Source organism: Glaciecola nitratireducens FR1064 (assembly GCF_000226565.1).
GTDB classification, from domain to species: Bacteria; Pseudomonadota; Gammaproteobacteria; order Enterobacterales; family Alteromonadaceae; genus Glaciecola; species Glaciecola nitratireducens.
Genome location: NC_016041.1, coordinates 775446 through 801613, shown reverse-complemented (window position 1 = coordinate 801613; position 26168 = coordinate 775446). Strand labels below are relative to the sequence as shown.

Genomic DNA, 26168 nt, shown 5'->3' with positions numbered 1-26168 from the left:
CACTCTACTTTGAGCTGATTAAAGCTATCATCTCAATATGCTTTGTGAACGGAAACATATCAAGTGCTCTAATTTTAGTAATCTCGTATGTGTTTGGCAAAACTTCTACATCCCTCGCGAAACTAGTCGGATTGCAAGAAACGTACAATATTTTTTGTGGTTTAAAAACCGATATTACCTTCATAATTTCCAGAGCACCTGCGCGCGACGGATCGACTATAAAGAGAGCGCCCTGAGGTATATCAAGTGTTGCCTTTGCGGCCAAGTTATTCAAGTCAAAGTGTTCAAAGCGACAATTGCTAATGCCATTTAACTGTGCATTTGCGCTAGCTTGTTGCACCATTTCAGGGATACCTTCAACGCCAATAACTTCTTTACAATAAGAAGCTAAAGCCAACGAAAAGTTGCCCATGCCCGAAAATAAATCAACAATGCAGTCCTCAGCGCTGGGATTTAACCATTCTTTCGCTAAGCGCAGCATCTGCTGGTTCACATGTTTGTTGACCTGTATAAAATTATTAGCAGTTACTGCAATTTTCAACGATGGAATGTCCGAAATGCTGAATTTCGCATCAAAAATTACATCTTCACCTACGTCACTACTTTTATCCGCTCCATCTAATACCGAAACATTTAGGAGCTTTGAACCTTTGCTTTCTATTACATATTCTGTGCCGGAAGCTTTTTGCTCTGCAACTAACATGTTCACTGATTCGGCACTTAAGCTCTTAGTTAAATGTAGACAAACCTGCGCCCTTTCAGAACCTTCAGTTAACGTGATATGACCGATAGAGGAAACACTCGGAAGGCGTTTAATTAAACTGACTAATTGGGCGTAAACATCGTGCAGTGACTCAACTAAAACCGCACACTTCGGTATATCAACAACTTTATTCGACTTCTCTTGTCGAAATCCAATTTTAATCTCGTCTGGATTACGAGCATCGATAGCCAAGCGAGCGCGACGACGGTATCCATGTTGCATATCCGATATATCCGAATGTATTGCATCACCCCATTCACAGTGCTTTAGTCTTGACGAAGAAATAACATTCTCTAAGTAGCTTTTCAGACTAGCTTGCTTTGCTTCAATTAAATAGTCAGCGCGAAATGCTTGGTGCGAGCATCCTCCACAAGTAGTTACATAAGGACAAAATGGCTCAACGCGAGCAGATTCATGCACTTGCAAGACCTTTGCAATTTTACCATGCCATACCTTTTGCTTTTTAGTGAGTATTTCTACTCGATACGATTCACCTGGAATTGTCGCAGGTACAACGATAATCGGTTGATGAGATAGGCATATGCCGTTGCCGTGGTGATCAATAACGTCCGCTGAAAACTCGACAAACTCGTGCTCGGCCTTTACTTGAGTACGGTTTCTTTGAGGTCTTTTTTTACCTGAAGATGAGGGCTTTTTTGCTTTAAAAAACTGAACCACAGCTATTACCCCTCTAAAATGACGGTAGCGGTTGCATAATGCTTTTCATCTGAGATAGAAATATGCGTGTGGTTAACGCCTTTCTGCTTAAAAAGTTTCTCAAGGTGACCGTTTACACGCATATAAGGCTGGCCTGTAGCATGATGTGCAATTTCAATTTGCTGCCAGCTAACGCCATTACCAATGCCATTGCCAATGGCTTTCACCGCAGCTTCTTTTGCAGCAAAACGTTTGGCTAAAAAGCGCGCTTGCGAACTGATAATCGATGACTCTTTGTCGACCGCCCCCGCCTGTTGGCGCGATCTAAGCGTTGGCAATTCAGTTAACGTTGAGTAGTCTTGATATTCTCTAGGCGTTAATATCCGCTTGGCCATAGAATCTGAACGGTCAACGCTCGCCTGCAGTCTTGCAATTTCAACAATATCAGTTCCGACTCCGACAATGGGCATTCACTACTCCTGAGTTAGTTAACGGTGACCTAACCTTGCTTCTTGCATTAATAAACGCATGTCTTTGACTGCTTTTTCAAGACCGTCGAATGCAGCTCTCGCAATAATACTATGCCCAATGTTCAATTCAATTAATTCAGGGATAGCCGCGATTGGTTTGACGTTGTGATAGTGCAAGCCATGGCCGGCATTTACCTTTAATCCCAATTTATGCGCATACCGTATGCCTTTAATGAGTTTCGCCAATTCAAACTCGGCTTGTGTTTCATTTTTTGCTTCAGCATATTGCCCAGTGTGGATTTCAATATAAGGCGCTCCAGCCGCAAGCGCAGCTTCAATCTGCTTTTCATCGGCGTCGATGAACAATGAGGCTAAGGTGTTTTGTGCCTTTAATTGCTCACAAGCCGCGCGCATTTTCGAAAGATTACCAGCAACATCCAAACCGCCTTCGGTCGTCAGTTCTTCTCGCTTCTCAGGTACCAAACAGCAAAATTCAGGCAACACTTTGGCAGCGATCGCGAGCATTTCATCGGTCACCGCCATTTCAAGGTTGAGGCGTGTGTTAATGGTCTCTTTGAGTAAATACACATCTTGATCTTTTATATGTCGACGGTCCTCACGCAAGTGCACTGTAATACCATCGGCACCGGCTCTTTCAGCAACATCAGCGGCATGCACTGGGTTGGGATAGTTAGTACCTCTTGCATTGCGAAGTGTCGCAATATGGTCAATGTTGACACCTAGTAATATATCTTGCACTTGGCTCTCCTTGGATTGCCGAAAAGGGTTAGCGAAAAAGGGTTAGTTTAAGTAGTTGTTTTAGTGCTAAATAGTTCACGGCTTTTAATCGGTTTGTCGCCTAATATTGGATGCAAGGCAATACGACTTATCTTTTTTGCCGCTTTTAGCGACGCAGGATGCCAGTCATTATCATTCACTGCCAATATATCGAGCCCGCTAATGGCAAAAGACTGATGCGGGTCACATTCAACAAAACCAATCTCATTCATTAACGAATAGCTCCTATTAGCAACTATCTCCAGCTCATTCTGTGAATCATAAGTAAAGTCAGGCAAATAACCCAACTCTTCAAGCAGTACAAATTCAAAATTTCTCAATACAGGTTCAATTTCCGTTAATTCACAATCAGCGCTTGATAGTGCCTGCAGTGTGTTCAAGGATAACTCATATTGGTGAAACAAGCGGGTAAATACTTCCGATTCCGGTAGCGCCCTATTCAATATTTCATTCATATAAAACACACAAAACAACGCATTTTGTGAGAGCACATACGATCTAGAGGTCGATTCAATTCTTCCTAAATTTCGCAACGTGCCGCGGCCGCTCAGTTCGAAGTTAACCGCCTGAAGTGGCTGCAATAAGCTTTTTTTATCTGACTTTGGTCTTCGCGCACCTTTCGCCATTGCGCTAACCCTGCCATTCTGGAGGGTAAAGAAGTCAACAATAAGACTAGTTTCACGATAAGGTCGTCGATGGAGCACATACCCATCGTAAATGTCTTTGTTCAAGCTAGCTCACTTTGATCCTAACAACTTTCATTGTTTCGAATTCCATACCCGCGATTTCTTTTACTTCAGGGTAATAAGTTAAATTGACGACGCTGCTTTCTAGATTTTTGTATTTTTTGCGTCGTTTGAAGATGAAAGGGACATCCGATTTAACGATTAGGAGTGTGTTAACGAACCAACCATCTTCTTCGCGCTGCACATGTGATGTCACTTTGCATAATTCTGAATGCACCAAGTTTGGGTGAGTTTCTAGTAATGTTTGCAAAGCTGTTTTTCTTGCCATCGTTCTAATATGCCTCATTTTAGCCGCATTATATTATAATGAGCTCGGTTTCATCAGCTTATCTTGCTTACTCAAAATGACTTGGCAGCCCGACTGTGAACCTTATTTGAAAATACGCCTCAATCGACTGACTCGAGCGCTTGGACCAACAATTGTACACTGATTTGGCCCCTAAATTCATTAATATCCAACTTATAAGCCAGTTTAACTTGCCTAGTTTTGACATTTGGCCATGATTCTAGGTCAATATTGAAAGCAATAGCGTCGAATTCTATGCCGTCTAAACTAACGACCATTTTTAAGTGGTTTTTACCAACAATGCGCTGGCTGCGCATTTGAAATACCCCGTCAAATAATGGCTCCTCAAAGGTTTGTCCCCAAGGAACCGCCAACTTAATAAGACTAGCGTTATCAATATTGATTTCGTCACTTTCTAGGATACCGTCAGACAAAATCAAGTTATGCATTGGTAAACCTTTCGTTGCCAGCGCAACCGCAGTCTCAAAGGCTGCTTTAAACTCGCTTAATTTTGTTGTTTGTAAGCTGAGTCCTGCAGCCATCGCGTGGCCACCAAACTTATCAATTAAACCCGGGTGCTGCGTATTTACCGTTTCCAACAAATCGCGAATGTGAACGCCTGGAACTGACCTAGCAGAGCCTTTAATGACGTAATCGTCTTGCTGCGCAAAGACAATAGTGGGTCGATAGTATTTCTCTTTGATTCTGCCCGCTAATATCCCGATAACGCCCTGATGAAAGTCTGATTGATAAAGAACAACACCAGCAGGTAAGTCATTTCCATCAGACATAAAAGCCTGAAGTGCTTTTTCAGCTTCTTCTTTCATCGATGATTCAATTTCACGACGCTCTAAGTTCAATGCGTCTAATCGCGCAGCCATTTGCCGTGCCATTTGTTCATCTTCTGTCAGCAAGCACTCGATACCTAGAGACATGTCATCAAGTCTACCCGCAGCATTTAAGCGCGGACCTAACACAAAACCAAGGTCGGTTGATGAGAGCTTATGACAAGGTCTGGCCGCAACATCCAATATAGCTCGAATACCCGGGCGGGCAATACCGCTGCGAATGCGCTGGAGCCCTTGATGTACTAGTACCCGATTATTTTGATCTAATGGCACAACGTCGGCAACCGTGCCTAAAGCCACAATGTCGAGATAATTAGCCAAATTCGGCGCTGGAATGTTTTTCTTTTCGAACCATCCTTGCTCCTGCAGCTTTGCTTTTACGGCCAACATCACATAAAAAGCAACGCCAACTCCAGCTAAATTCTTAGAAAGAAATTCGCAACCAGGCTGGTTAGGATTAACTATTGCATCAGCGTCAGGCAGCGTAAAACCTGGTAAGTGATGATCTGTGACCACCACTTTCATGCCTAAATCCTTTGCATGACTCACACCATTAACACACGAAATCCCATTATCAACGGTAATTATAAATTCAGCATTGTTTTGATGGGCAACATCGACAATTTCGGGGCTTAGTCCATATCCAAAATCAAAACGATTTGGCACCAAATAATGAACATTTGTATGACCAAATGCCTTCAGAGACAACATGCAAATAGCAGTACTGGTTGCGCCATCGGCATCGAAATCGCCAATAATGCAGATTGATAATTCTTGCTTTATTGCTTCACATATTAATGATGCAGCCTTTTCAATTCCCTTTAACTCTTTGTAGTGACGTAGCTTTTTTATCTGAGTTTGTATTTGAGCGACGTCGGTAACGCCTCGATTTCGATATAACCTGTCTAGAATTGGTGGTAGTTGAACATCGATAGGATTAGAAATGACGGCGTGGCGTCTCTGTATTTGCAAAACTGATTTCTCTAAATTTCAAGATATGGTAGTGAGTTTAACACAGGCGAGTCATTAACTTTATAGCCAAGTTTATAGATATTTTTCAAAAGACAGTGAAAGCGCATGAGAGTGCTCGAGTAATAAAAAAGCCCGCTGAAAGTTTTATCAAATTTCCAGCGGGCACCTTAAACGCTTATGACGGCTTATGTTGGGCTACTATTTTTGCCTTTTAACCATGTAAATTTTCATAAATTACTCGCAGCGTGTTGGAGAAAGCACGCTTGGTATTCGGCCAACCAATCGATATGTTGTCAACCATACCGGATCCGCAGTCGACTTCTAATCGACTAACTACATCGAATAATGCATCTGCGTTAACTTTCTTACCCGACTGAACAAGCTTTCTGGCCCCGCGCAAAATTTCGCCATTATCATCCTGCATCACTGCATTGTCGGTCGAGACAATAACTGTCTCCAACTCAGAAATTAACTGATTGAGCGCTGTAGACAGCGAGTCCACCTGCCCTTGCTGCTGCAGGTAAGGCAGCAAATCAAACCAAACGCTCGGGTTTTCAGGCATAGGTATTTTTGCAATTGCAGACTCTTGCTCTGGCACTGCACTTTCCTTCTTCTGCGTCTTCATTTGCTCTTGCGCTTGATGTAACTCTTCTTTGTGCGCAGCTACTAGCGCATCTTCCTGCTCAGAGAGCATCTCCTCATTGCTTTGTAGCTGTTGTTGCGCCTTCTGTAACGCTTGCTCTTTGTCATCTAACTGCGCTTTGCTTGACTGTAGCTCATTCTCTAATGAAGCCAACTGCTCAGCTAGACCCGACTGATTATTTTGTTGCTCACTCAGGCTCTGCTTGCTCTGACTGTATTCTTGCTGAACCGCTTCTAATTGAGCCAACAGCTGCGCTTGTTTCTGCTCCATATCCTGAATACTTTGCTCACGACCTAACAGGGTTGCCTGTTGTTCCTCTACTTGCTTTTTAAGCGCAAGCTCTTGCTGCTCTTGCTGCTTAATACGTGCTTCCAACTCTTCTTGCTGCGCTTTCGCATTGTTTAACTCATCCTGCAGTTTGTTCTCTGCTGACTGAGTCTCTGAAACCTGCGATTCCGCGTGCTGTAGCTCACTTAGATTGCCCTGCAGTTTTTCCTGCAGACTCTTGTTTTGTTCCTGAGCAGCAATAAGAGCTTGCTGTAGCTGCTTCTTCTGTTCTTCAATTTGTTTGTGATGCGCAGTCCACTGTTCCTCGCTGCCTTCAAGCATTTCGCGCTGCTTGCTCGCTCGGCTTTCAACATCAGACAATTCAACTGTTAACTGTTCGAGTTTTTGCTCTTTTTCAAGACGTGCAAGCTTCTCAGCTTCAGCCTGCTGCTGAATTTCATCGAGTTTCGTTTGTGAATCTTGCAACTGCTGACGTTTAGCCTCTACTTCTAGCTTAAGCTCGGCTTGATGCTCTTCCCACTGTTTACCTGATTGTTCAATCTTGGCCTGCTGAGCGGCACTATGTTGCTCAATTTCTTGTAGCTCTGCCTGCAGTTTGTCGAACAATTCTTGCTGGCGAAGTTTCTCTGCTTTCTCAGCTTCTGTTTGTTGTTTCGCGTCACTTAAGATTTGCTCAGTTTCAAGCAGTTTCTGTTGTTTCGCTTTTAACTCTTCGTGGAGCTTATTCTGCTCGGCTAAGCGCAGCTCTTCAGCCTCTTTCATTTCTTGCAGCTTGCGCTCCGCATGTTGCTCAGCTTCGGCCAGCTCTGCTTCAACGCGCTTCATCTCTTCCTGCTGCTTCTGTTTCTCTAGCTTCTCTTGTTCGGCAGTTTGTTTCGCCTCATCAAGTGCATTTTGAGTTTCTTGCAGGACATTTTGCTTTTCTTCCAGCTCTTGCATCAATTTGCTTTGCTGAGCCGCCATGTCGCCTTTTTCTTGCTTCGACATTTCTTCAAATTTTTGCATTTCGTTCTGCAGATGCTCAACGTGGCGCACCTTATTAGTCAATTCTGATTGCGCTAGTTTGTACGTTTGCTCAATTTCACGACGCTGATTTTCAGCTTCTTCGCTAGCTTTGCGCTGATTAATTAAGGCTTGCTTTAACTTCTCGCTATTACTATCGCTGGTTTGCAGCTGCTCTTGGAGACCCGTGATTTGAGAGCCAACTTCATTAATCTCTGCGTCTTTATCGGTAATTGATTGCTTCAATGAATCAATTTGCGTCACGTAAGCCTGCATTTTTTCTTGCTGCTGCTGCTGCTGAATCTGCAGTTGCTTCGAGTTTTCTTCACTAGCTTCAAGCTGCGATTGTGCTTCCTTGAAGTTCTTCTCGCTCAACTGCAATTGGTTCGAAATTTCGTTGCGCTGACTTTGCAAGTTATTTACTTTCTTCGTTGAAAGCTCTAGCTGTTCAGTTAGCGTATTGTTAACGTCTTGCGCCTCACTCAGCATCTCTCTGCTTTGTGAATACTGGTGTTGCACTTTTTGAAGATTGTCAGTGACGCTCTGATGCTGTTCTTGCAGCGTGATATATTCAATTTTGGCCTCAGAGATTTCGTCATGAGCTAGCTGAAGCTTAGTTTCAGTATCACGCAGATCGCGAAGTTTCGTGGCAAGCTGCTCGTGACTTGAACGCAATAATTGTTGCTTCTCAGCCACTTCGCGCTCAGCTTCTTTATGCGCAGTAATTGCTTCTAATCTAGCTTGATCAGCTTGAATGATCTCTGTTAAATCGGTCCACATACAAAGAATTGAATCAAATTCTTTCCCCTTGTAAACAGGTATATAGGTAGCTTGACAAGGACGCGATGTTGGACCTACTTTATGCTCCCAATTAATCGACTTCGCGCGACCGTCATACTTCACCTTGTTGACGATACGTTCTAATTCATATGCCTCACCTTCGTCGTTATTTAACTCGAGTGAATAAGGTGCAAAGCCCCATAAATCATCTTCATTTTCAACGCCAAAGAATTCACATGCTGCAGGGTTGACGCTGGAGAATCCTTTTTCATCCAAAATTGCCATTGGCATGCTGCTATGCTCAAGCAATCCATGGAATTTATCTTCCTGGAACTGCTCGCCCGAACGATCGGAAATCCAGCAAACGTATTGTTCTTTTTCTTTATCAAATAAATCTATATGCAGTTCGCTCGGATGCATCACCTCGTTTTTACCACGCAAGCTCGTGTTGAACGCTCTTAAGCGACCGGTCTGGTGCAGCTGTTTGGCTGCGCGGCCCGCAGCATCCGCATCGTTAAACAATTGATAAAACGTGCCTTTCTTAAGCTCTTTCTCATTTAAGCCCAAACGCTCTGTCATTGCCGTGTTTGCATGGACAATTCTGTCGTCTGCATCAATCGTTGCGACGGCTATTGGCGCAATATCGAGCAAATTAGAGAAGTGAGTACGCTCAGATTCTAGCTGACGCTGCGTTTCTGTTAACAAGGTTAAATCTTGGAACATACCAGCAAAACCAGCGCGTTCATTTTTATCATCGCCGAAAGCTTGCAAGGTGACGCGTAAATGCAGCGTTGTATTGCTATCATTCCCTGCACTAAAGCTTTGCGGAGCATCTGCCGCCAGATGCGCTTGTTCAAGTTTTCGGCCTACTTTACCGCTAAACTCTCTATTGAGCGCTCTACCAATTGAGACCGGTGTGGAGTCTGGGTTATGTAAAATGTTGATGTCTTCTGGCACTAAGTTTAGCAAATCAAATCGCTTGTTCTTAACATCCGCTATACGCACACCAAACATGCGTTCGAATGGATTATTAATTGCAACAATACGGCATTCGTCATCAAGTATATAAACAGGATGCAGCGACACATTCAGCATCGCTTTCACTTTTTGTTCGCTTGCGTATTCTTTTCTTTGGTTTTGGCTAATTTCAGTTTCATCAATGACTAATAATTTGAACTTCGTCGACTTACCCTTGCTGTTTTTCGCCGTACTAATGGCAACAATGCGCACTGGCACTTTGAATTCAATCGACTGCAAAACGCTTTTAAAGTCAACTTCATGCTGTTCTTTCGCTAGCTCAAACGACTGTTTCCAAAAGGTAATATTATTCGGACAAATGAGCTTGTGTAACTTATCGAAGTCCCCTGAAACTTCTTCATTTTGACCCAAAATAGTAGACAGTATTTGATTTGCTTGGAAAGTTTCCGCCTCAAAATCAATAGTCATTTGACCTAAATATAAATGCTCGGTCAGCTCATTCAGTTCATCTAAGTTGATCTTTGTTTCTTTTAATTCTTTTTCATAATCGTTGACATTTTCGAGACTGACAACAAACGCTACACCGTCATACATGGACGTATTTTTCACAATCGTGAGGCGCAACTCCATATTACTAGACGGGGCGGTCACCACCATTTTCACCGTCTCGTTGCCGTCCATTGCTTTATTAATTGCATCTTTTGCCTCTGCTTTGAAAAAATCCACCAGCGGCTGGTTTAATACCCTACTTTTCTCACGCCCTAGTAATTTAGCTGCAGGATTTGTCACTTCAACGACGTTTCCACGCAAGCCCACTAGCATGAGGCCGTTATTCATTTTTTGTAAGATGTCGTCTTTGTGTGCAATTACTTCATCGTGAATTTCAATGGTTTTGTTTTTAGAATGCATACTTACAAACGCATAAATTGCCAGTCCTAAGAGCACGACAATCAAACCTATGCCCGAATAGGCGACTAGGCTCAATGTTGCTTCATCTTGGCGTGCTAATTTATCACCCAATGCCAAACATGCAGGGCTGATAAACAACAAAGCTAAGAAAGCTACACGCTTTGTTGAGGAAAAAATCGAAAGCAGCAGGTGTCGTGGCATCTTAAAAGTATCCAAAGAAAATAAATTGATATCCTATGAGACAACTTACATCGTGAGCGTCAACTTAAAAATAGTCGCACGACATATAGTGTATATTTATAAATAACTAATACACCGTATCTGTCGCAGAATATGTCCCAAACTTAGTGTGTGAGAATCTCATCGTTTTAGCTGCGCAAGTACGTGATAGTTGCATCTTCATAACTCTTTATCGGCAGCGTTAGCGGGATTTAAAACTTATTGTGACGACAACGCCCGAACCATCGGTTTGATTGTCGATACTAATGTCGGCATGATGAAAAAGTGCAATCATTTTAGCAACATACAAACCTAGACCTAAATGTGGTTGCTCTGTGTTTTGTTCCTTGCGAACAGATATCATGGAGTCTAAAAGTTCTTTTTGCATATTTTTTGGTAACAATGGTCCCTGATTACTAACGTGAATTTTGTAGGCACTTGAGTTCCCCGTTAAAGCAATTTTTATTGCCGAGTCATCAGGACTAAATTCAAGCGCATTTGCGACAATCTTGTCTAACATTTGAGCGAGGAGCTCGGGCGAACCGGATATCATCAACTTCTTTAGCTTCAAATCAAGTGAAAACTGTCTTTCAGGGTAGGCCATTCGATACCCTTGCGAACACCCATCTAATACTTCGTCAAGGTAAAACTCCTCGATATCGCTGCGCTGAATAGCTTGTTCTAGCCGAGTTGCTTCACTCATATTACTCAGTATTTTGCTTAACCTCGCAATCCCCTCTTTCGCTCTGTCAATATAGACTTGGTTGTCGCTTGAATGTTGCTCAAGCGACAAATTGTCTAGTGACGAGTTAACAATCGCTACGGGAGTTCTTAATTCGTGCGACAAACGCGACGCCATATTTTCTAAATAGCTATTATATTGACTTAGTTTTGACAACACGCTGTTGAAGGTTCGGCTCAGATCGCCAATTTCATCATTCGTTACCGACGCTTTAATTTCACCGACTATTTTACCGGAACTGTCGATAGCACTTTCTGTTTCGTTTCTAAGTTTTCGAATTCGCCATGAAATACGTGATGCTAATAAAAATAAGGCAAGCGTGCCTAAAACAATCACGCTCAAAATGAAATGAAACTGTTTTTCTAAGGCTTGATTTCGAAGCGTTCTTATTCCATTTGTCGTTTGTTCGACAACGACGGCCCCCATTACCTGCTCATCAATGTAAATAGGATGTGCGGCCGATAAAATGACTGCTTTTTTATCTGCACTTAAACGCCACAACGAACTCGGCACGCCACCGAGCGCCTGTTCGATATCCTTCCCCTGCAGCGCATAGGCATTTTCGAGATCGTCTACAAAGTCGGCGGGCGGTTTAGTGAGAATTTTATAGTAAACAGGAAGCAGCCATTCATTTTCAATATATTGCCACCAGCCTGTTTGTTTAACATCAATTTGATTTTCGGCTTGTGAACCAGTGCTATTTTGGTCTGATTCATCTTGTAGTAACGTAACATCATAGCTATTAACAACAAGGTGTTCAGCTTCGAGTGAAGCATAACGACTAGGTTCAATTCCACTATTTTTGCCACTTTCATCAGTAAAAATGCGTTGTTCTTCGCTGCCCTGAGTTTGCAGTCCACTTGAACTTTGTATCTCGCCAGACTTAGCTAACACGCGCATGTGTTTATCAATTACCCAAACTCTTGCATTCGCGTACTGCAATCCTTTCAGTATACTTTCAATATCTGGCGACGGAATGAGTATGGTGCCCAAGGCGTCTTTATTCGACGGATCGGAGGTTCCAACCGTGTATTTGGAAAAGCGCGTCTGCGGGTCGTCAACGTCGGTGATCGCGAATGCAATTTTACTCGACATCATGCTAACGGGTAAGCGCAGTTCTATCGTATAGCCCATTTCCGTTTGCTGCCAGTAGCCTTGAATTTTAGTTTCTAAGCGCTCGGGTTGAATACTCTGTGTATCAGACTGAAGCAGGTATGCATTAACCCAGCCGGACTGCATGGGCGCAACGAGGTAACGCTCGAATTCACCATTAATGTCGGTCATCGCCACCTGCAAATAATCGTTGCGGTCGATGCGTAAACTATTGCGAGCTCGGTAAATCAAGCTGTCGTCAACTACTTCAAATAACGCATATAAAAAGTTCTCATAACGACCAATCATGTGTTTAAACGAAAGGCTTTGAGGACGATAAGCTTGCTGAATTTGCACGAGATTTTGCTCGGCATAATTGAGTTTAAAAGCTTGATATTGGTCCCAATCGGATGCATCACCGTCAAGTTGAATAGGATAATCCATGCTGTGGGCATACAAGTCTGTCCCCGGCCGCACGTTACCAACAAAGGAAGACTGCCCATCGAAAAGTTTGGGTCGTTCATGCAAAGCTGTCGCTACTGCACGGGCGGTGCCGACCATGGTTTGTTCTTGACCTATGCGCAAATAGCTTTCTAATTCCCATACATATTGATAGCCTAAATACGGAATGGCGAATAGAAATGATGAGAAAAAAAGCAGCTTAACGCGTAAGCCAATGCGCCATTTATTCATGCATGCTCTGCTTTCCAGCGATAGCCCATGCCGTAGACGGTTTCGACACGATCAAAGCTAGGGTCGATTTGTACGAATTTTTTTCTCACGCGTTTAATATGTGACGTAATGGTTGTATCGTCGACCACCATCTTGGACTCATCCATTAACTGCTGTCGACTTTTTACGTGCCCAGCATATTTTGCAATCGCATGTAGCATCCAAAATTCGGTCACAGTGAGTTCAATAAACTGTCCTTTCCACTTCACGGTCATGCGCTTGGCGTCCATGACTAAATCTCCAGCCTCAATGAGGTCTGAGGGAACTTGAGGTTCATTCAATAATTCAGTGCGTCTGAATAGGGCCGCTATGCGCGCCAATAAATGCGGCAAGCTAATATCTTTTGTCAAATAATCATCCGCGCCCATTCTTAAACCACATATTGTGTCGTAATCATTATCACGTGCTGTAAAAAAAATAATCGGCAGGGTTTTCGAGAGGCTGCGCAATGTTTGGCATACTGCAAAGCCCCCATCAATTTCATCTTCCAAACCAATATCGACAATAGCTAAATCGGGCAGTTGTTTTGCAAAGGCCAATTCAGCTTGCTGCCTATTTGCGTAGGCTTTCACTTCGTAGCCCTGTTTAGATAACGCGGATACGTAGTTATCTCTCAACGCTCGGTCATCTTCAACTAAAGCAATTTGCTTTGACATAACATACCTTTGGTTCATACAGCTTGTTATTAAGAACGTTTAACTAGCTGCTTTTGTGAGGTGTTTTTTATAAACCGCCCAAGATAAACAACTAAACTATCGATATTAAGAATTAAACTTACTATATAGAAAATTCCGGTAGGTTAAAGCCCTTCGAGGTAATTTCCATTTTTTCGCCACAATTGACCTCAACATTGCCATTTTTTCTCCCTTAAGTTGCCATGAATTCTTTGTTTAATGACATGGCGATTCACAGATGCTTTAAAAAAAGTCATTTATAAAAAATTAATAATCTTTGGAGAAAAACATGAAAACAGCATTTAATAAAATTACCTTAGCTATCGCATTTACAGGCTTAATGAGTGCTTCAGCTTTTTCAGTTGCGGGCTCTCGTTCAGATGAACAATTAGCAACACCAAGCGCCCAAGAAATAAAAAGCAAAGAAGACCAAAACAACGCAGTAGGTTTCGGCACGGGAGTTGTGCTTGGTGCCGTTGTTGCCGGCCCTGTCGGTGCTGTTGTTGCGGGTCTATTTGGCATATTGATTGCCGATGATGTGAATGACAAAAACCGTTTAACGCAAACAAAAAATGCATTAGAAAATGCATTAGACAGCACTAATCAGGAGCTGGTTGCGCTACAGCGGGATTATCAGCAATCGATTACCTCGGCAAATCAACAAATTGCAGCAATGGACAGCGCGATGAGTCAAGCAATGCAGCAAGTTACGCCAAGTCTTGAAGCAAATATTCAATTTAAAACTGCCTCATTTATCGTTGAAGACCATTACAAGTCGCAGCTTGATGGTTTAGCGAGTGAATTACGAAAGAATCCAAAATTGAAAATTGAGCTTTCTGGTTTTGCAGATCAGCGCGGTGAATCGACATACAACCAAGTGCTTTCAGAACAGCGGGCCAAGGCGGTTAAGGATTATTTGGTAAGCCAATTTGTGAATGACAATCAGATTATTACACAGTCATTTGGTGAGTCAGAATTGGTGAGTGAAAGCGATAGCTTTGAAGACAACTTTTTTGACCGTCGCGTGTTGTTGAAAGTCAGTAATAAACCAGTCGATATGACCGCTGCAAACAACTAGAAACCTCAGCAGTAAATAAGTACTTACTTCGAGCTCTTTATCAGAGCTCGCAGTAATAGCTCCTCATACTAGCTCTTAAACATCACATTTAAATTTAGCAAAAAAGGAAGACTCTAATGGCATCACTTCATCGCTTCATTATTGCTGTGTCCGCAGTTACTGTCGTTGGTGTTATTCAGGCTGTAGTACCTGATTTTCCTAGTCGACTGCTACTAAGCAATGAGGAGAGTTTAGGCTGGCCAGCATTGTCAGGCTCATCGCTATCTGCGTCTGCGCAACCCAACCGCATCAACATTGAGAATGTCAATGTCGAGCGCGCCAATTTTACCGTAAATAATCCTTATCAAGAGACGCAATCAGGGCAACTTTATTTTCAGGCGGTTTTTGACAATAAAGACCAAAGCCCTCCCAATAGAAAAAACCACGCAAGCGCTAATTCCGCCTTTATTTTAAGTGATAATCTGCAAACCGACGTAAAAATTGCCGTCACAGGTATGATTGCTAGAGCCACTGTCACTCAAACTTTCACTAACCCAAGTAATGAATGGGTAAATGGCCTCTATGTATTTCCGCTACCTGAAAACGCGGCTGTCGATCATTTAATGATTCAAATAGACGAGCGAAAAATTGAAGGACAGATAAAAGAGAAACAGGAGGCGAAACAGCTTTTTGAACAAGCAAAGCTGGCAGGTAAGAAAGCCAGCTTAATTGAACAAAAGCGGCCTAACCTCTTCACCAATAACATTGCAAACATCGGCCCCGGTGAAACGATTATAATTAGTCTTGAGTACCAACAAACCTTGCAATATTCGAACGGTAGCTATTCATTGCGTTTTCCTTTAGGCATTACACCCAAATACATGCCAACAAACACTGATGCAGCGATAACGAGCGCGAATGAGGAGCAGGCAGAACTTGCTTTGCTCAGCAGTTCAGGGAATACGCAGATGTCAGGCTTGGCAATCAGCAACAATATGCAGGACTTAGCCTCAGCGCCTGCATATTCAGAAAACATCAATATCAGTGTCGTGCTTAACACCGGAACACAACTGCAGGGCATAGAAAGTGAGCATCACAGCATTTATACGAGTATCTTGGGGAATAATAAGTACCTCGTTACACTGGATGGAAGTCAGGTGAAAATGTATGACTTTGTATTGAATTGGCAGCCAGAGTTGGGCAGCAAGCCAACCTCAGCTCACTTTACGCAGTTCGTCAACGGCAATGAATATGGCTTGATCGTGCTATATCCGCCATTGCCAGACGAGCCACTTTATCTGGACAGAGAAGTTATCTTTGTGTTGGATACCTCAGGCTCGATGTCCGGTAAAGCGATTGAGCAAGCCAAACAAGCATTGGCTTATGCGATTGATGATTTAAGTACGAGAGACAAATTTAATATTATTGAATTCAATAGCAATGCAGAAATTCTTTGGCGCCAAGCAAAATTTGCAGACCAAGAAAACAAAGCCGTTGCATTTGAGTTTATCTCAGAGTTGAGCGCGAATGGCGGAACAGAAATGCGTCAAGCACTGACTATGGCTTTACGAAGTGAAGCTGATCCGGAGCTTTTCAAACAAATTCTGTTTATCACAGACGGCAGTGTCAGCAATGAATCCGATTTAATGACGCTCATTGAGGAAAATTTGGGACCAGCGAGACTATTTACCATTGGCATAGGCTCTGCTCCAAACAGCTATTTCATGACCGAAGCAGCAAAAAGTGGCAAAGGCACTTTTACCTTTATCGGTGACACTAGGCTCGTTGAGGAAAAAATGGCGCAGCTACTCGGCAAAATCAATGCACCAGCATTGACCGACATCAAACTGAACTTAAAAGGTATTCAGCAATATCAACAGTTTGAGATGTACCCGAACGTCATCTCTGATTTATATAGCAGCGAACCATTAGTAATTACTTACAAACAGCCTATAACTGACAATACAGATTCACCGCTGCAACACACAAGTGAGCCAATGTTAGTTGGCAACTTTAATCATTCTTCATGGCATTTTACACCCAAAACGACATTCAGCAGCAAAACAGCCAAGACAGTAGATTTAACTAACAGCAGTTTCGAAAAAAGCTTGGCTGCGAAGCAATTGGCTAAACCTGAGTTTGCTCTGCAAGAAAAAGCAAAAGGCATCAATGTAGTGTGGGCCAGAGAAAAAATTTCTCAATTAACGAGAGACAAGCGCAATGCTGCCACGCTAAATAAAAAGGCACGTTTTCACAGAGTGGGTGCCAATAGTCTCAGCCCTCGTATAGAAAGCCATAACAGCGAAGAATTAGTAAAAGAAGCGCTCATTCAAGAGATAACATCAACCGCTCTTGAGCATCACATTGTTAGTGAGTATACGAGCTTGCTGGCCGTTGACATCACGCCAAGTAAACCTTCATTCATAGAGAGTGATGGCGACAATAGTGATGCCTTAAGCGCTGAGCAGCAAGCAACGCGAGAAGTAACAAAACATGCTCTGCAGTTACGAAACATAAAGGCAGCTCAATCACATCAGGCATTTGCCCTACCGCAAACGGCTACGAATGCGCATTTGAGTATCCTTACCGGAATGCTATTACTGCTTCTCAGTTTACTCATCAATGCACTGAAAGTTCCTTTTTTGACGAAAAGCTAAAACACACTAAAAGGAGGCCGAGTAAATGAGACAAACTAAAGAAGGCTCTATTTTTGAACGCACGTTTAATCAGAGCATCAAACTAAAAACAATGATGAGCTTAGCGCTTTTTGCCTTTGCCCTATTTCTTATTATTGATGGATTTTACATAAAGGCTAAGGCGCAATATGCACAGTACTTAATTGCGGATTCGTGGGACCATTATATGAAAACCGGAGAACTAAGAAAACCGTGGCCATGGGCTGATACTTATCCTGTTGCTAAACTTGAGATGTACCAAAAAACACAATATGTATTGGCAGGGGCAAGTGGACGTAATTTAGCATTTGGTCCATCGCACATGTTGCAAACTGCAGCGTTAGGAAGACGCGGAAACGCAGCAATCGCGGGTCATCGTGATACTCACTTTGACGTGTTGAAACAGGCCAAAACAGGCGACCTCATTTACTTAACGAGCCGCAACTCCAGCACCCCACGAACCGGTTTAGAAAGCGAGGGCGAGCATACAAACTATTTAAAACAAGCTTATCGTGTAAAAAGTATCGAGATTGTCGACCAACACAACCTAGATGTTTTGAACAATACAGGAGGCGCATCAAGCATTACTTTAATTACCTGCTACCCGTTTGACAGCATGGAACCCAACCCTGCATTACGGTATGTCGTCAAAGCTCAATTAATATAGAAAAAGATTGAGTTGGCGGCCTGATTGCCGATAAACTGAATCCTAGGTGTTAACAAACAAGCGTTAACTATATCTTTCAGAAGAAATTATTACGCTTATAGCGGATGGTGTATATGCTCATAAAAAGTCTTCGGACTGAAATTGCAATATTGGCTTTCACCTCAATTCTTTCTGTCAGCACTCTTATTCTATGGTTTGCAATTGATTCCTACGAAACCCTATACCAACAAACCGCAAGCAACGATCTCAACGGTTTATCTGAGAACGTCGCCATTGATCTAATCGCAAGCATCGACGAACAAGACAATTTCAAGATCGATAGTACGTTATTGCAGTTAGAACAGTACGACAATGTCCGCTTCGCAGCTGTTTTTGATGAAAACGGTAGCATATTAAATGATTATTTAGGCAACGCCTTAAGGCGCAACAAAACGCCTGATGAAATTATTGCACTACCGCAAATTAACTATCAGGATTACTTTCAATATCCACTGGGCATGACTAAAGTCGGTGGTATTATTTTAGCCAAAAAGCGGATTGGGGACATTCAATCATCATTGGGTTATTTGATTATTGCAAATGACCTATCGGAGCCACTATTAGTCAGTAAAAAGAATTTGCTGTGGTCGATTTTACCTTGGGCCATTTTAACGATATTCGCTAACGTCGTGTTAATTATTGTCTTTCAAAACCGCACGTTGAAACCGCTTATTCAACTGGCAACGTTCTTGCGGAAAGTCAAAGATACTAGGAATTACAGCCTGGTTGCCACTGTTAACGGTAAGCGAGAAATATCTGTTGTGACAGAGGGGCTCAACAGTATGATGAAAGAAATCAATACAGAGATAGAGAAAAACAAACAGCAAAATCACTTACTGACTGAGCAACAAGAAGAGATGGAGAAGCTAGCTAATTTCGATACCTTAACCGGTCTACCAAATCGACAATTCTTCATGCAAAGCTTGGAAACTGCTTTGGTAAAAGCAAAAACTATGCATTCTGATGCTGTATTGATGTTCTTCGACCTAGACGGCTTTAAACTAGTAAACGACTCATTTGGGCATGAAACTGGCGACCGTTTACTACGAGCTATTGCTAGAAAAATCGTGGATATTATCGGGCCTGAACATGTTGTTGCGCGCTTAGGAGGCGATGAGTTTTTGGTGTTATTGGAAGGAAAATATAGCGACGATTATCTGCAGGCAACCGCCAGTAGATTCATCAAAGGAATTTCGGAACCCGTTGATATAGAACAGTGGAATTTGCAGGTAGGCACCAGTGTTGGCGTCGCCAGAGCCAGTGCTTCTGACTTTAACGTGACTGAGTTAGTCGCCAATGCCGACATTGCAATGTACCGTGCTAAAGCAGACGGCCGTCATCGCTTTACCTTATTTAGTCAGGACATGATTGAAATTAGCCGTCGCAGGTTAAGAATAGCAAACGCAATAAATAATTCACTTAACGCGAACGAATTTACCCTTTTTTATCAACCCAAAGTAGATGTTCATCAAAAGATTATTGGCTATGAAGCCCTTGTTAGGTGGTCGAATGATGAGTTAGGACATATATCACCCGCTGAATTTATTCCTATTGCCGAACAAAGCGGAAAAATCACGCAGATTACCGAATGGGTAATTGAACAGGCGTTTAAGGACTCGCATTCTATATTTGCAGTTCGTAATTCGATTACCATTGCTCTTAACCTATCTATCCATGATCTCAAGAACCCATCGTTAATAAACATCATCTATCGGCTAATGTTGCAATATAAAGTAAAACCGCAGCAAATTGAGTTTGAAATTACAGAATCGGCCTACTTAGACAACTTTGAAGGTGCTAATCTATTTATTGAAGAAATAAGAAATATGGGCTGCTCTATTGCGCTTGATGACTTTGGCACGGGCTATTCATCACTCAGCTATTTAACACAAATAAAGATAGACACCTTAAAAATAGATAAACAATTTGTTGATCAAATTGGGGTATCACAGCGCAGCACATTGGTGACTAAAACGATAATAGAGATGGCTAAACACTTAGATTTACAGGTGTGTGCCGAAGGGGTTGAAACGATTGAGCAAAGCCAACTGCTGTTAGACAGCGGATGCCACATTTTACAAGGGTATTACTTTGGTATGCCGGAGCCTTTGGAAATCATCTTAAAAAAGCTCCAATGAAAGCAGTGTGGTGCCCTAACTACTATTCCGTTTTGTAGATTATCGTTAGGTTAGCTGGTATTTCAGTATCAGCGGGTACATACGCAACGGTATCTTTGTTTTCCTGCAAAAAAGCCAATATAGAGTCAATAGTTTCAAACTCTTGCGGTGGTTTCTTCCTTCCACTAAATCGCATTTGCGCCCAGTAGGATTGAATGCGTGATTCGGTCAGACCGACTATTTTTGTGTTAAATACAAAACGCGCTTCGCTTTTTGCGGTTAATACCACTGGCTTTAAAAAGAATTGAGAATCATTGCCCATAAAGATATCTCTTATTTGACGTTTCTCCGCTTTAAGATCGTCTACTGAAGTATTCGCAACTACAACCACATCGGAAGCATAAATACTAAATGCATTTATCGACAAAACGGCAAGGCAAATCTTTGACAAATATTTCATTAAAAGACCCACTCCAATCCGACTTGGTAGAGCGTCGCCTTTCCATTAAAATTTGGATCGCTGACGTTATTAAAGAACGAATTGTCACCAGGCTTTCCATCTAAAAATGTAATCTCTGCTTTTGCAGCCATACCGCGGGTGAAATCCCAGCGAAGACCTAGAGAAAGAGAGTTTAACGAAAGCGCCGGCAAGCCGCTGATAATTTGGTCATAACCAAATGACAGCTGATCAAGCTGCGGATTAACTCCTTTGGGGATTAAATTATCGCTAGCATTGTATGAACTGTTGGACACGGCATAAGTCACGTGTGCTTGCAAAGGATGGAAATTATAGCCTGCAGTAAAATAATACGAATCAACCTGCGGAACTGCCAGTAAATCACTTACAATCTTCATGCCTTCAACAGCGAGAAAGTAATCGAGGTTATCGTAATTAAAACCGGCTTGGTAAACTGTCACGCTGCTATCGAAACGCAACGACTCTGCGTTTTGAATAAATCCAGCACTCTCTAACACATTAGAAAACTGGGTCAATTCTGGTATGTTTACCGAAAAATCTGACGAGTTAAATACAGAGAGTCTTGTCGTGAAGTTACCGCTGTTTATACTTAAGATTGTGCCGAATAAAGCATCGACTTCAACTGCAACTTTCCGGTCATCTTGATTAAGATCGCCATCAAAGCGGCCATAATATGCCTCCAGTTCAAAGGTAACATCATCGAAACTAGAAATATATGTTGCACTGCTACCTTCATAATTTGAAAACAGATAAGCGGTATAAACTTGCTGTGGCGGCAAGATCCATGGATAAGCGAAGCCAACGTCAATAACATCACTGTAGCGGAAAAAAGGTGTACGCAACTTGCCCAACTTGAATCGCCAGTTTTGAGTTGGCTCATAACTCAGATATAGCCACTCAATGCCCGACTCACGCTTCTCACTTGAATGAGCAAGTAATTGAGCAGAAAGACTGAGCTTTTCGGTGACGGTTACATCAGTTTGCAACGCAAAAAGAGATTGCTGTGAGAAGCTCAGATTATCTGAATAGCCGTCATACTCGACGCTTTTCTCATCTAAGTAGCCCCCTATCAAGCGACCGAAACCACTAAATTCTATCCGCTCAGATAGATCAGTCGACGCAAACGAAGGCGCAGCAAGCGAACATAATATAGTGGTAATGCCAAAGATTTTAGGATTTAAGAGCATTGTTCTTTTTTCATATTGAATTTACGACAAATAAGACATCAGTGCGTAATATGCCAAACAATCTGGCGCCCTTAGTTATTTTGTATCATACGCTGTTATGTAATGCGCGTGAACCAAATACACTGCACATAAAACATCACATCCAGCGACTTATTAGTCCTTCTTATTAATCTGCAGTTTAGAGTGCCCAAGCAGAATAAATACCGCAGTAAATAAATATACGGATTAATTTCGATTAATTTGTGACGTTTCATCATTTGCCAACGTCTATACGTCAAATTGCCAATATTGGCAGTCATTTGAATGGAGCAACAATAATGAAAAAGTCAATTATCAGTATCAGCCTTACGCTAGCTTTGCTAGGTGGTTGTGCATCAAGCCCTTCAGTTAGTGAAGCAGACATTTTTCAGCAGTACCCGAGTGTACAAGAGGCCAGCACCTTATTAACGAACGCAAAAGACGATAATTTAGCATTCTATTCGCCAGAACAAATGAAAGAAGCCAGGCGCGTTTATGACCAAGCAATGAAAGATGCCAAAGCAGGTAAGTCTGGCGCTGGACAACTAGCAGATGAGGCGGTCGCACGCGCTAAAGCAGCAAAAACACAAGCAGACAAAGCAAAGTACACTTTCGAAGAGGTGTTGTTAGCCCGTGAAAAAGCACTTGATGTGAATGCTACGACTGTTGCGCCTGAAGATTTTCAGGAAGCTGAAAAAGAGTTCGCAAAAGCCATTGCATTGTTAGAGATAGGTCAGGATGCGAAAGCGAAAAAAGATATTGAGGCAATTAAAAATCAATACTTAGCAATTGAGCTTAAAGCGCTGAAAAAGAACATGTTGAGCTTTGCTCAACAAGCTGTCGCCGCATCAGAAAAGAACGATTTAGACGATATTGCACCAAGAACTATTGCTCAAGCAAAAGACGAACTTAAATTAGCAATCAACACATTAGAAGCCAACCGAACGGACACAGCGAAAGCCAACATCCATTCTAATAGAGCAATTTGGTTAGTAAAACAGGCCGAAGGCATAGCTGATATTAATGCTTACTTTAAGAATGCTAATTTTGACGAAGAACAAAAAATATTGTGGTATCAAGAACAATTAAGCACAGTTATCGCTCCAGTTAACAGCGATGTTCAGTTCAATCAAATGAACAAAGAAGTAGTTGCGGGCTTGCGCCAACAGCTTTCAGCATTAGTTAATAACAATGAGTCTTTAACTGCTAGTTTGAGTAACGCACAAACGCAAGTAAAGCAAATTACGTCTGACTCTCAATCTCGTGAAAGCCAGTTGGAGCAAGAAAAAGCTAATGCATTAATGCAAGCTCAAATGGAACGCGCAGCAGAGCAAGCGGCCAAAAAAGCAGACGACGCTCGTTTTGCGGCAGTGCAGTCGATGTTTACAGAAGAAGAAGCGACAGTTTATCGTCAAAGAGATAACGTGTTAATTCGTGCACAAGGGTTTGCGTTTAAGCCCGGTGCAAGCGAAATTGAATCATCTAACTTTGTTATGTTAAACAAAATTACTGATGCAATTAAACGCTTCCCTAACGCTACTATTGTGGTATCAGGCCATACCGACGTGACCGGCAGCAGCGAACTTAACCTAGCGCTGTCTAAAGCTAGAGCTGAAGTAGTAGCAAACTTTATTACGCAAGTGAGTGAGATTGATAAAGATCGAGTGAGCTCCACTGGCTATGGTAAAGAGAAGCCCGTTGCCTCAAACGAGACGCCCGAAGGCAGAGCACAAAATAGACGTGTTGAAATACTGATAGTCAACAAGTAGCCCCATATGTCGGCCCACTAATGTGGGCCGTTTTTGTTATTGGAGAATGAAAGTGAGTATTGAAGAAGAGAAACTGAAAGCCCTATGGGCGATTGAGTCACCTGCTATTGATGAACACAAAGCGCTCGAGAAAGTACTAAAGGAAACGCAGAGGATCACCGCAGTTAAGGACGTATCTAGCATTTTCGTAGGATGGGTTTGGGTTATATTTTTAGGCTTCGGGGCTTCTGCTTTTTCTGCAAAACGAAAACTCGAACTACATCGACAAAAAGCTACTAGTAAAAATGAAAACAACACAAACCAAAACAACCATTAATTAATGTACCTAGGGCTATAATATCGCCCGGAGAAACACAATGAATATAAATGCTTGGGCACAGTCATTCAGCAGCGCACTTTCTATTTTTTGGACAGAAATAGCAGGCTTCCTGCCTAATTTAATCGCTACCATTATTGTTGTGGTGATTGGTTTGTACCTCTCAAAATTAGTGACTAAGTGGATCGCAAAAATAATACAAAAAGTGGGCTTTAATGAACTTTGTGAAAAGCTCGGCATTGAAAAAAGTTTACAAACCCTAGGATTTAAAGCTAGTTCCTCAGAACTGGTCGGAGGCATCCTTCACATATTTTTCGTACTTATTATATTCGTAGCAGCCGCCGACACGCTGGGATTAGATCGTTTCTCCGCCGTCCTTGATAATTTCGTACTATACTTACCCAAGCTGTTTGGTGCGGTGCTTATTGCTCTCATCGGTCTATTTATCGCGAAGAAAGGAAAAACACAGGTTGAATCAGCCCTGGATAACGTTGGAGTAGAATATAGCGCCTCTGTCGGCCGCGTGCTGCAGATGCTTATTCTGTTTGTGACTTTTTCCTTAGTTGTGGGTCAACTCGACTTAGAAACACAGCTGCTCAATACTATCTTTACGGTGTTGATTGCCAGCTTAGGCATCGCTTTAGCATTAGCCTTAGGGCTTGGTACAAAGGGTATAGCCAACAGTATTGTCTCCGGGATTTATGCTCGCGAGCAGCTGTCACCAGGTGATGAAGTTACGTTTGACGGATTCACTGGCAACGTGGTTATGGTGAGCACGGTAAACACACTTTTGGAAAATAAAAGTGGTGAACAATTAAGTATTCCAAATCAAGAGTTACTCAACACTAAATATACTGTCGTGCGACTAGCCGATAGAAAGTAAAGGCTGATAAATATGGAAATCCCAGAACACGATAACCATCGTGTTTCTGAAAGGCTGTCAAAGTTCGATGATATCGAACTGGTGCGCTTAGCAAAGCTACAGCTCCCCTATGTGACAGCAGCCTACGAAGTGCTTTTTCATCGATATCATAGGCAGCTAAGCAGCGTCTGCTATCGATATTTAGGCTCATTGGAAGAGGCCGAAGAAACCGTTAACGACACTATGCTGAATGTGTTTAACAACATAACTCGGTTTGAACAGCGTGCCAGTTTCAAAACCTGGATATACAAAATTGCCCATAACTTATCAATCACTCGCTTGCGTAAAAAAAAGCTAGATTATGTCAACATTGATGAAACCAAAGATATTCTCACAGAAGACGAACCGACTGACGATAGCGAAAACCAACAAAAAATGAATACATGGCTTGATTCGTTGAGCGTTGAAGACAGAACGATTGTTGTTTTTAGAGTTGTAGGATGCTTGGAGTTCAGCGAGATAGCCGAAATAGTTGAGCAAAAATTGAGTGCCGTAAAAATGAGGTTTAAGCGTGTTTTAGAAAAACACGCCTCATAGCATTAAACTCCTACGCTTTCTCTGCAGCTCTTAAAGCTGCCAAAAGAGCTTGAGCTGGCTGATAGCCGGGGATAACTGTGCCGTCTGGCAAAATAATATTTGGGGTTCCGTTAACGCCAATTGCTTTGCCAAAATTATATTGTTCCGCTACTTCATTTTCACACGATGTGCTAGCAACGTTACCACCGGCCTTAGCCTGTGTCATCGCTTCTTGCGGGTTGTCTGAACACCAAATCGAGACTGCGTCGCTATAAACTTTGCTATTAAGCCCTTGTCTTGGGAACGCAAGGTAGCGAACCGTGATACCCAAGTCATTGAGGATATCCATTTCATTGTGCAATTTCCGACAGTAACCACACGTCGCGTCGGTAAATACGTTTAACACATACTTTTCCTTTGCAGACTTAAATTCAATAGCTGAATCTTTAAAGCGCTTGATACCCTCCAGACGATACTTTTGTAAAGCGGCGCCTGTCTCATCGACTATCTCGTCACCCACGCGGTAAATGCGAGCACTTAGAAAGTATTCGCCGTTTTCGCTAGCGTAAAAAATGCCAGTGTCCGTATTTATCTGCAATAAGCCTGGAACATTTGCGTCAGCCACAGAGATTATTTTGAAGTTTAGCTTTTGCTCAAAACGTTTTATTAGCTCGGCATGCTCTTGTTGAGCAGCGAACGCTGATGTCGTCAGCACTGAGGAAAGCAGCAAGATTGAAGCAGCAACAAGCTTGGTTGCTGCCGTTAAGTTATAAATATAATTCATATAATAATTCCAAAAAATTGCGAT

General features: G+C 42.3%; 20 protein-coding genes. 8 read left to right on the top strand and 12 right to left on the bottom strand.

Translation table 11 applies throughout. From position 1 onward, the window contains the following. Positions 1-4: 4 nt before the first annotated feature. From rlmD to pdsR, 9 genes are all read right to left on the bottom strand, one after another. Positions 5-1441, bottom strand: coding sequence for a 23S rRNA (uracil(1939)-C(5))-methyltransferase RlmD (rlmD, locus tag GNIT_RS03460; protein ID WP_014107742.1), 1437 nt, complete (start codon positions 1439-1441; stop codon positions 5-7). A 5-nt stretch (positions 1442-1446) separates the two neighbouring features. Then, positions 1447-1890, bottom strand: a complete 444-nt coding sequence (gene acpS / locus GNIT_RS03455) for a holo-ACP synthase (RefSeq protein ID WP_014107741.1) — start codon at positions 1888-1890, stop codon at positions 1447-1449. 18 nt (positions 1891-1908) lie between these two features. Continuing rightward, on the bottom strand, positions 1909-2649 hold the full coding sequence (gene pdxJ / locus GNIT_RS03450; protein WP_014107740.1) for a pyridoxine 5'-phosphate synthase: 741 nt from the start codon (positions 2647-2649) through the stop codon (positions 1909-1911). Between the two features lie 47 nt (positions 2650-2696). Continuing rightward, positions 2697-3419, bottom strand: coding sequence for a DNA repair protein RecO (gene recO, locus GNIT_RS03445; protein WP_041246280.1), 723 nt, complete (start codon positions 3417-3419; stop codon positions 2697-2699). 1 nt (position 3420) lies between these two features. After that, positions 3421-3702 (bottom strand): hypothetical protein, encoded by a 282-nt coding sequence (locus tag GNIT_RS03440; RefSeq protein WP_014107738.1) that lies wholly within the window; start codon positions 3700-3702, stop codon positions 3421-3423. Positions 3703-3821: 119 nt separating this feature from the next. Further along, the gene (gene recJ / locus GNIT_RS03435) at positions 3822-5540 is read right to left on the bottom strand and encodes a single-stranded-DNA-specific exonuclease RecJ (RefSeq protein WP_014107737.1); all 1719 of its coding nucleotides are present in this window, start codon (positions 5538-5540) and stop codon (positions 3822-3824) included. Between the two features lie 211 nt (positions 5541-5751). Beyond that, on the bottom strand, positions 5752-10341 hold the full coding sequence (locus tag GNIT_RS03430; protein ID WP_014107735.1) for a PAS domain-containing protein: 4590 nt from the start codon (positions 10339-10341) through the stop codon (positions 5752-5754). Positions 10342-10561: 220 nt separating this feature from the next. After that, entirely contained in the window at positions 10562-12886 is a 2325-nt protein-coding gene (locus GNIT_RS18325) for an ATP-binding protein (RefSeq protein ID WP_014107734.1), read from the bottom strand. Then, the gene (gene pdsR, locus GNIT_RS03420) at positions 12883-13581 is read right to left on the bottom strand and encodes a proteobacterial dedicated sortase system response regulator (protein ID WP_014107733.1); all 699 of its coding nucleotides are present in this window, start codon (positions 13579-13581) and stop codon (positions 12883-12885) included. The genes GNIT_RS18325 and pdsR overlap by 4 nt, the downstream gene beginning before the upstream one ends. A 307-nt stretch (positions 13582-13888) precedes the next feature. Here pdsR and pdsO point away from each other — a divergent pair, with 307 nt between their 5' ends. The 4 genes from pdsO (at position 13889) to GNIT_RS03400 (ending at position 20175) form a co-directional block, all read left to right on the top strand. Further along, positions 13889-14677, top strand: a complete 789-nt coding sequence (pdsO, locus tag GNIT_RS03415; RefSeq protein ID WP_014107732.1) for a sortase-associated OmpA-like protein PdsO — start codon at positions 13889-13891, stop codon at positions 14675-14677. Positions 14678-14793: 116 nt separating this feature from the next. Continuing rightward, positions 14794-17313, top strand: a complete 2520-nt coding sequence (locus GNIT_RS03410) for a marine proteobacterial sortase target protein (RefSeq protein WP_014107731.1) — start codon at positions 14794-14796, stop codon at positions 17311-17313. A 25-nt stretch (positions 17314-17338) separates the two neighbouring features. Further along, positions 17339-17998 (top strand): class GN sortase, encoded by a 660-nt coding sequence (locus tag GNIT_RS03405; RefSeq protein WP_014107730.1) that lies wholly within the window; start codon positions 17339-17341, stop codon positions 17996-17998. 113 nt (positions 17999-18111) lie between these two features. After that, positions 18112-20175, top strand: a complete 2064-nt coding sequence (locus GNIT_RS03400; protein ID WP_014107729.1) for an EAL domain-containing protein — start codon at positions 18112-18114, stop codon at positions 20173-20175. Positions 20176-20197: 22 nt separating this feature from the next. Here the strand turns inward: GNIT_RS03400 and GNIT_RS03395 are convergent, their stop codons facing one another. Both GNIT_RS03395 and GNIT_RS03390 read right to left on the bottom strand, forming a co-directional pair. Continuing rightward, the gene (locus tag GNIT_RS03395; RefSeq protein WP_014107728.1) at positions 20198-20614 is read right to left on the bottom strand and encodes a hypothetical protein; all 417 of its coding nucleotides are present in this window, start codon (positions 20612-20614) and stop codon (positions 20198-20200) included. Continuing rightward, positions 20614-21819, bottom strand: a complete 1206-nt coding sequence (locus tag GNIT_RS03390) for a hypothetical protein (protein ID WP_014107727.1) — start codon at positions 21817-21819, stop codon at positions 20614-20616. Before GNIT_RS03390 ends, GNIT_RS03395 begins: the two co-directional genes overlap by 1 nt. A 317-nt stretch (positions 21820-22136) precedes the next feature. Between GNIT_RS03390 and GNIT_RS17615 the strand changes: the two genes are divergently transcribed. Genes GNIT_RS17615 through GNIT_RS03370 form a run of 4 tightly spaced genes read left to right on the top strand, consistent with a single transcriptional unit; the run spans position 22137 to position 25381 of the window. Further along, positions 22137-23606, top strand: a complete 1470-nt coding sequence (locus GNIT_RS17615) for an OmpA family protein (RefSeq protein ID WP_014107726.1) — start codon at positions 22137-22139, stop codon at positions 23604-23606. 46 nt (positions 23607-23652) lie between these two features. Further along, complete coding sequence (locus GNIT_RS03380) at positions 23653-23922, top strand: hypothetical protein (RefSeq protein ID WP_014107725.1); 270 nt, start codon at positions 23653-23655, stop codon at positions 23920-23922. 40 nt (positions 23923-23962) lie between these two features. After that, complete coding sequence (locus GNIT_RS03375) at positions 23963-24805, top strand: mechanosensitive ion channel family protein (RefSeq protein WP_014107724.1); 843 nt, start codon at positions 23963-23965, stop codon at positions 24803-24805. A 12-nt stretch (positions 24806-24817) separates the two neighbouring features. Then, positions 24818-25381, top strand: coding sequence for a sigma-70 family RNA polymerase sigma factor (locus GNIT_RS03370; RefSeq protein ID WP_014107723.1), 564 nt, complete (start codon positions 24818-24820; stop codon positions 25379-25381). Positions 25382-25391: 10 nt separating this feature from the next. On the opposite strand, the gene GNIT_RS03365 is transcribed toward GNIT_RS03370, so the two are convergent. Further along, positions 25392-26144, bottom strand: coding sequence for a thioredoxin fold domain-containing protein (locus GNIT_RS03365; protein WP_014107722.1), 753 nt, complete (start codon positions 26142-26144; stop codon positions 25392-25394). Positions 26145-26168 lie beyond the last annotated feature (24 nt).

Excerpts from the sequence above, each read along its gene's own strand:
- GNIT_RS03395 (WP_014107728.1), bottom strand. The coding sequence starts at position 20,614 with ATGAAATATTTGTCAAAGATTTGCCTTGCCGTTTTGTCGATAAATGCA.
- GNIT_RS03405 (WP_014107730.1), top strand. The coding sequence starts at position 17,339 with ATGAGACAAACTAAAGAAGGCTCTATTTTTGAACGCACGTTTAATCAG.
- GNIT_RS03365 (WP_014107722.1), bottom strand. The coding sequence starts at position 26,144 with ATGAATTATATTTATAACTTAACGGCAGCAACCAAGCTTGTTGCTGCT.
- GNIT_RS03440 (WP_014107738.1), bottom strand. The coding sequence starts at position 3,702 with ATGGCAAGAAAAACAGCTTTGCAAACATTACTAGAAACTCACCCAAAC.
- acpS (WP_014107741.1), bottom strand. The coding sequence starts at position 1,890 with ATGCCCATTGTCGGAGTCGGAACTGATATTGTTGAAATTGCAAGACTG.
- GNIT_RS03400 (WP_014107729.1), top strand. The coding sequence starts at position 18,112 with ATGCTCATAAAAAGTCTTCGGACTGAAATTGCAATATTGGCTTTCACC.
- GNIT_RS03390 (WP_014107727.1), bottom strand. The coding sequence starts at position 21,819 with ATGCTCTTAAATCCTAAAATCTTTGGCATTACCACTATATTATGTTCG.
- GNIT_RS03430 (WP_014107735.1), bottom strand. The coding sequence starts at position 10,341 with ATGCCACGACACCTGCTGCTTTCGATTTTTTCCTCAACAAAGCGTGTA.
- pdsR (WP_014107733.1), bottom strand. The coding sequence starts at position 13,581 with ATGTCAAAGCAAATTGCTTTAGTTGAAGATGACCGAGCGTTGAGAGAT.
- GNIT_RS17615 (WP_014107726.1), top strand. The coding sequence starts at position 22,137 with ATGAAAAAGTCAATTATCAGTATCAGCCTTACGCTAGCTTTGCTAGGT.
- GNIT_RS18325 (WP_014107734.1), bottom strand. The coding sequence starts at position 12,886 with ATGAATAAATGGCGCATTGGCTTACGCGTTAAGCTGCTTTTTTTCTCA.
- GNIT_RS03380 (WP_014107725.1), top strand. The coding sequence starts at position 23,653 with ATGAAAGTGAGTATTGAAGAAGAGAAACTGAAAGCCCTATGGGCGATT.
- GNIT_RS03375 (WP_014107724.1), top strand. The coding sequence starts at position 23,963 with ATGAATATAAATGCTTGGGCACAGTCATTCAGCAGCGCACTTTCTATT.
- GNIT_RS03410 (WP_014107731.1), top strand. The coding sequence starts at position 14,794 with ATGGCATCACTTCATCGCTTCATTATTGCTGTGTCCGCAGTTACTGTC.
- GNIT_RS03370 (WP_014107723.1), top strand. The coding sequence starts at position 24,818 with ATGGAAATCCCAGAACACGATAACCATCGTGTTTCTGAAAGGCTGTCA.
- pdsO (WP_014107732.1), top strand. The coding sequence starts at position 13,889 with ATGAAAACAGCATTTAATAAAATTACCTTAGCTATCGCATTTACAGGC.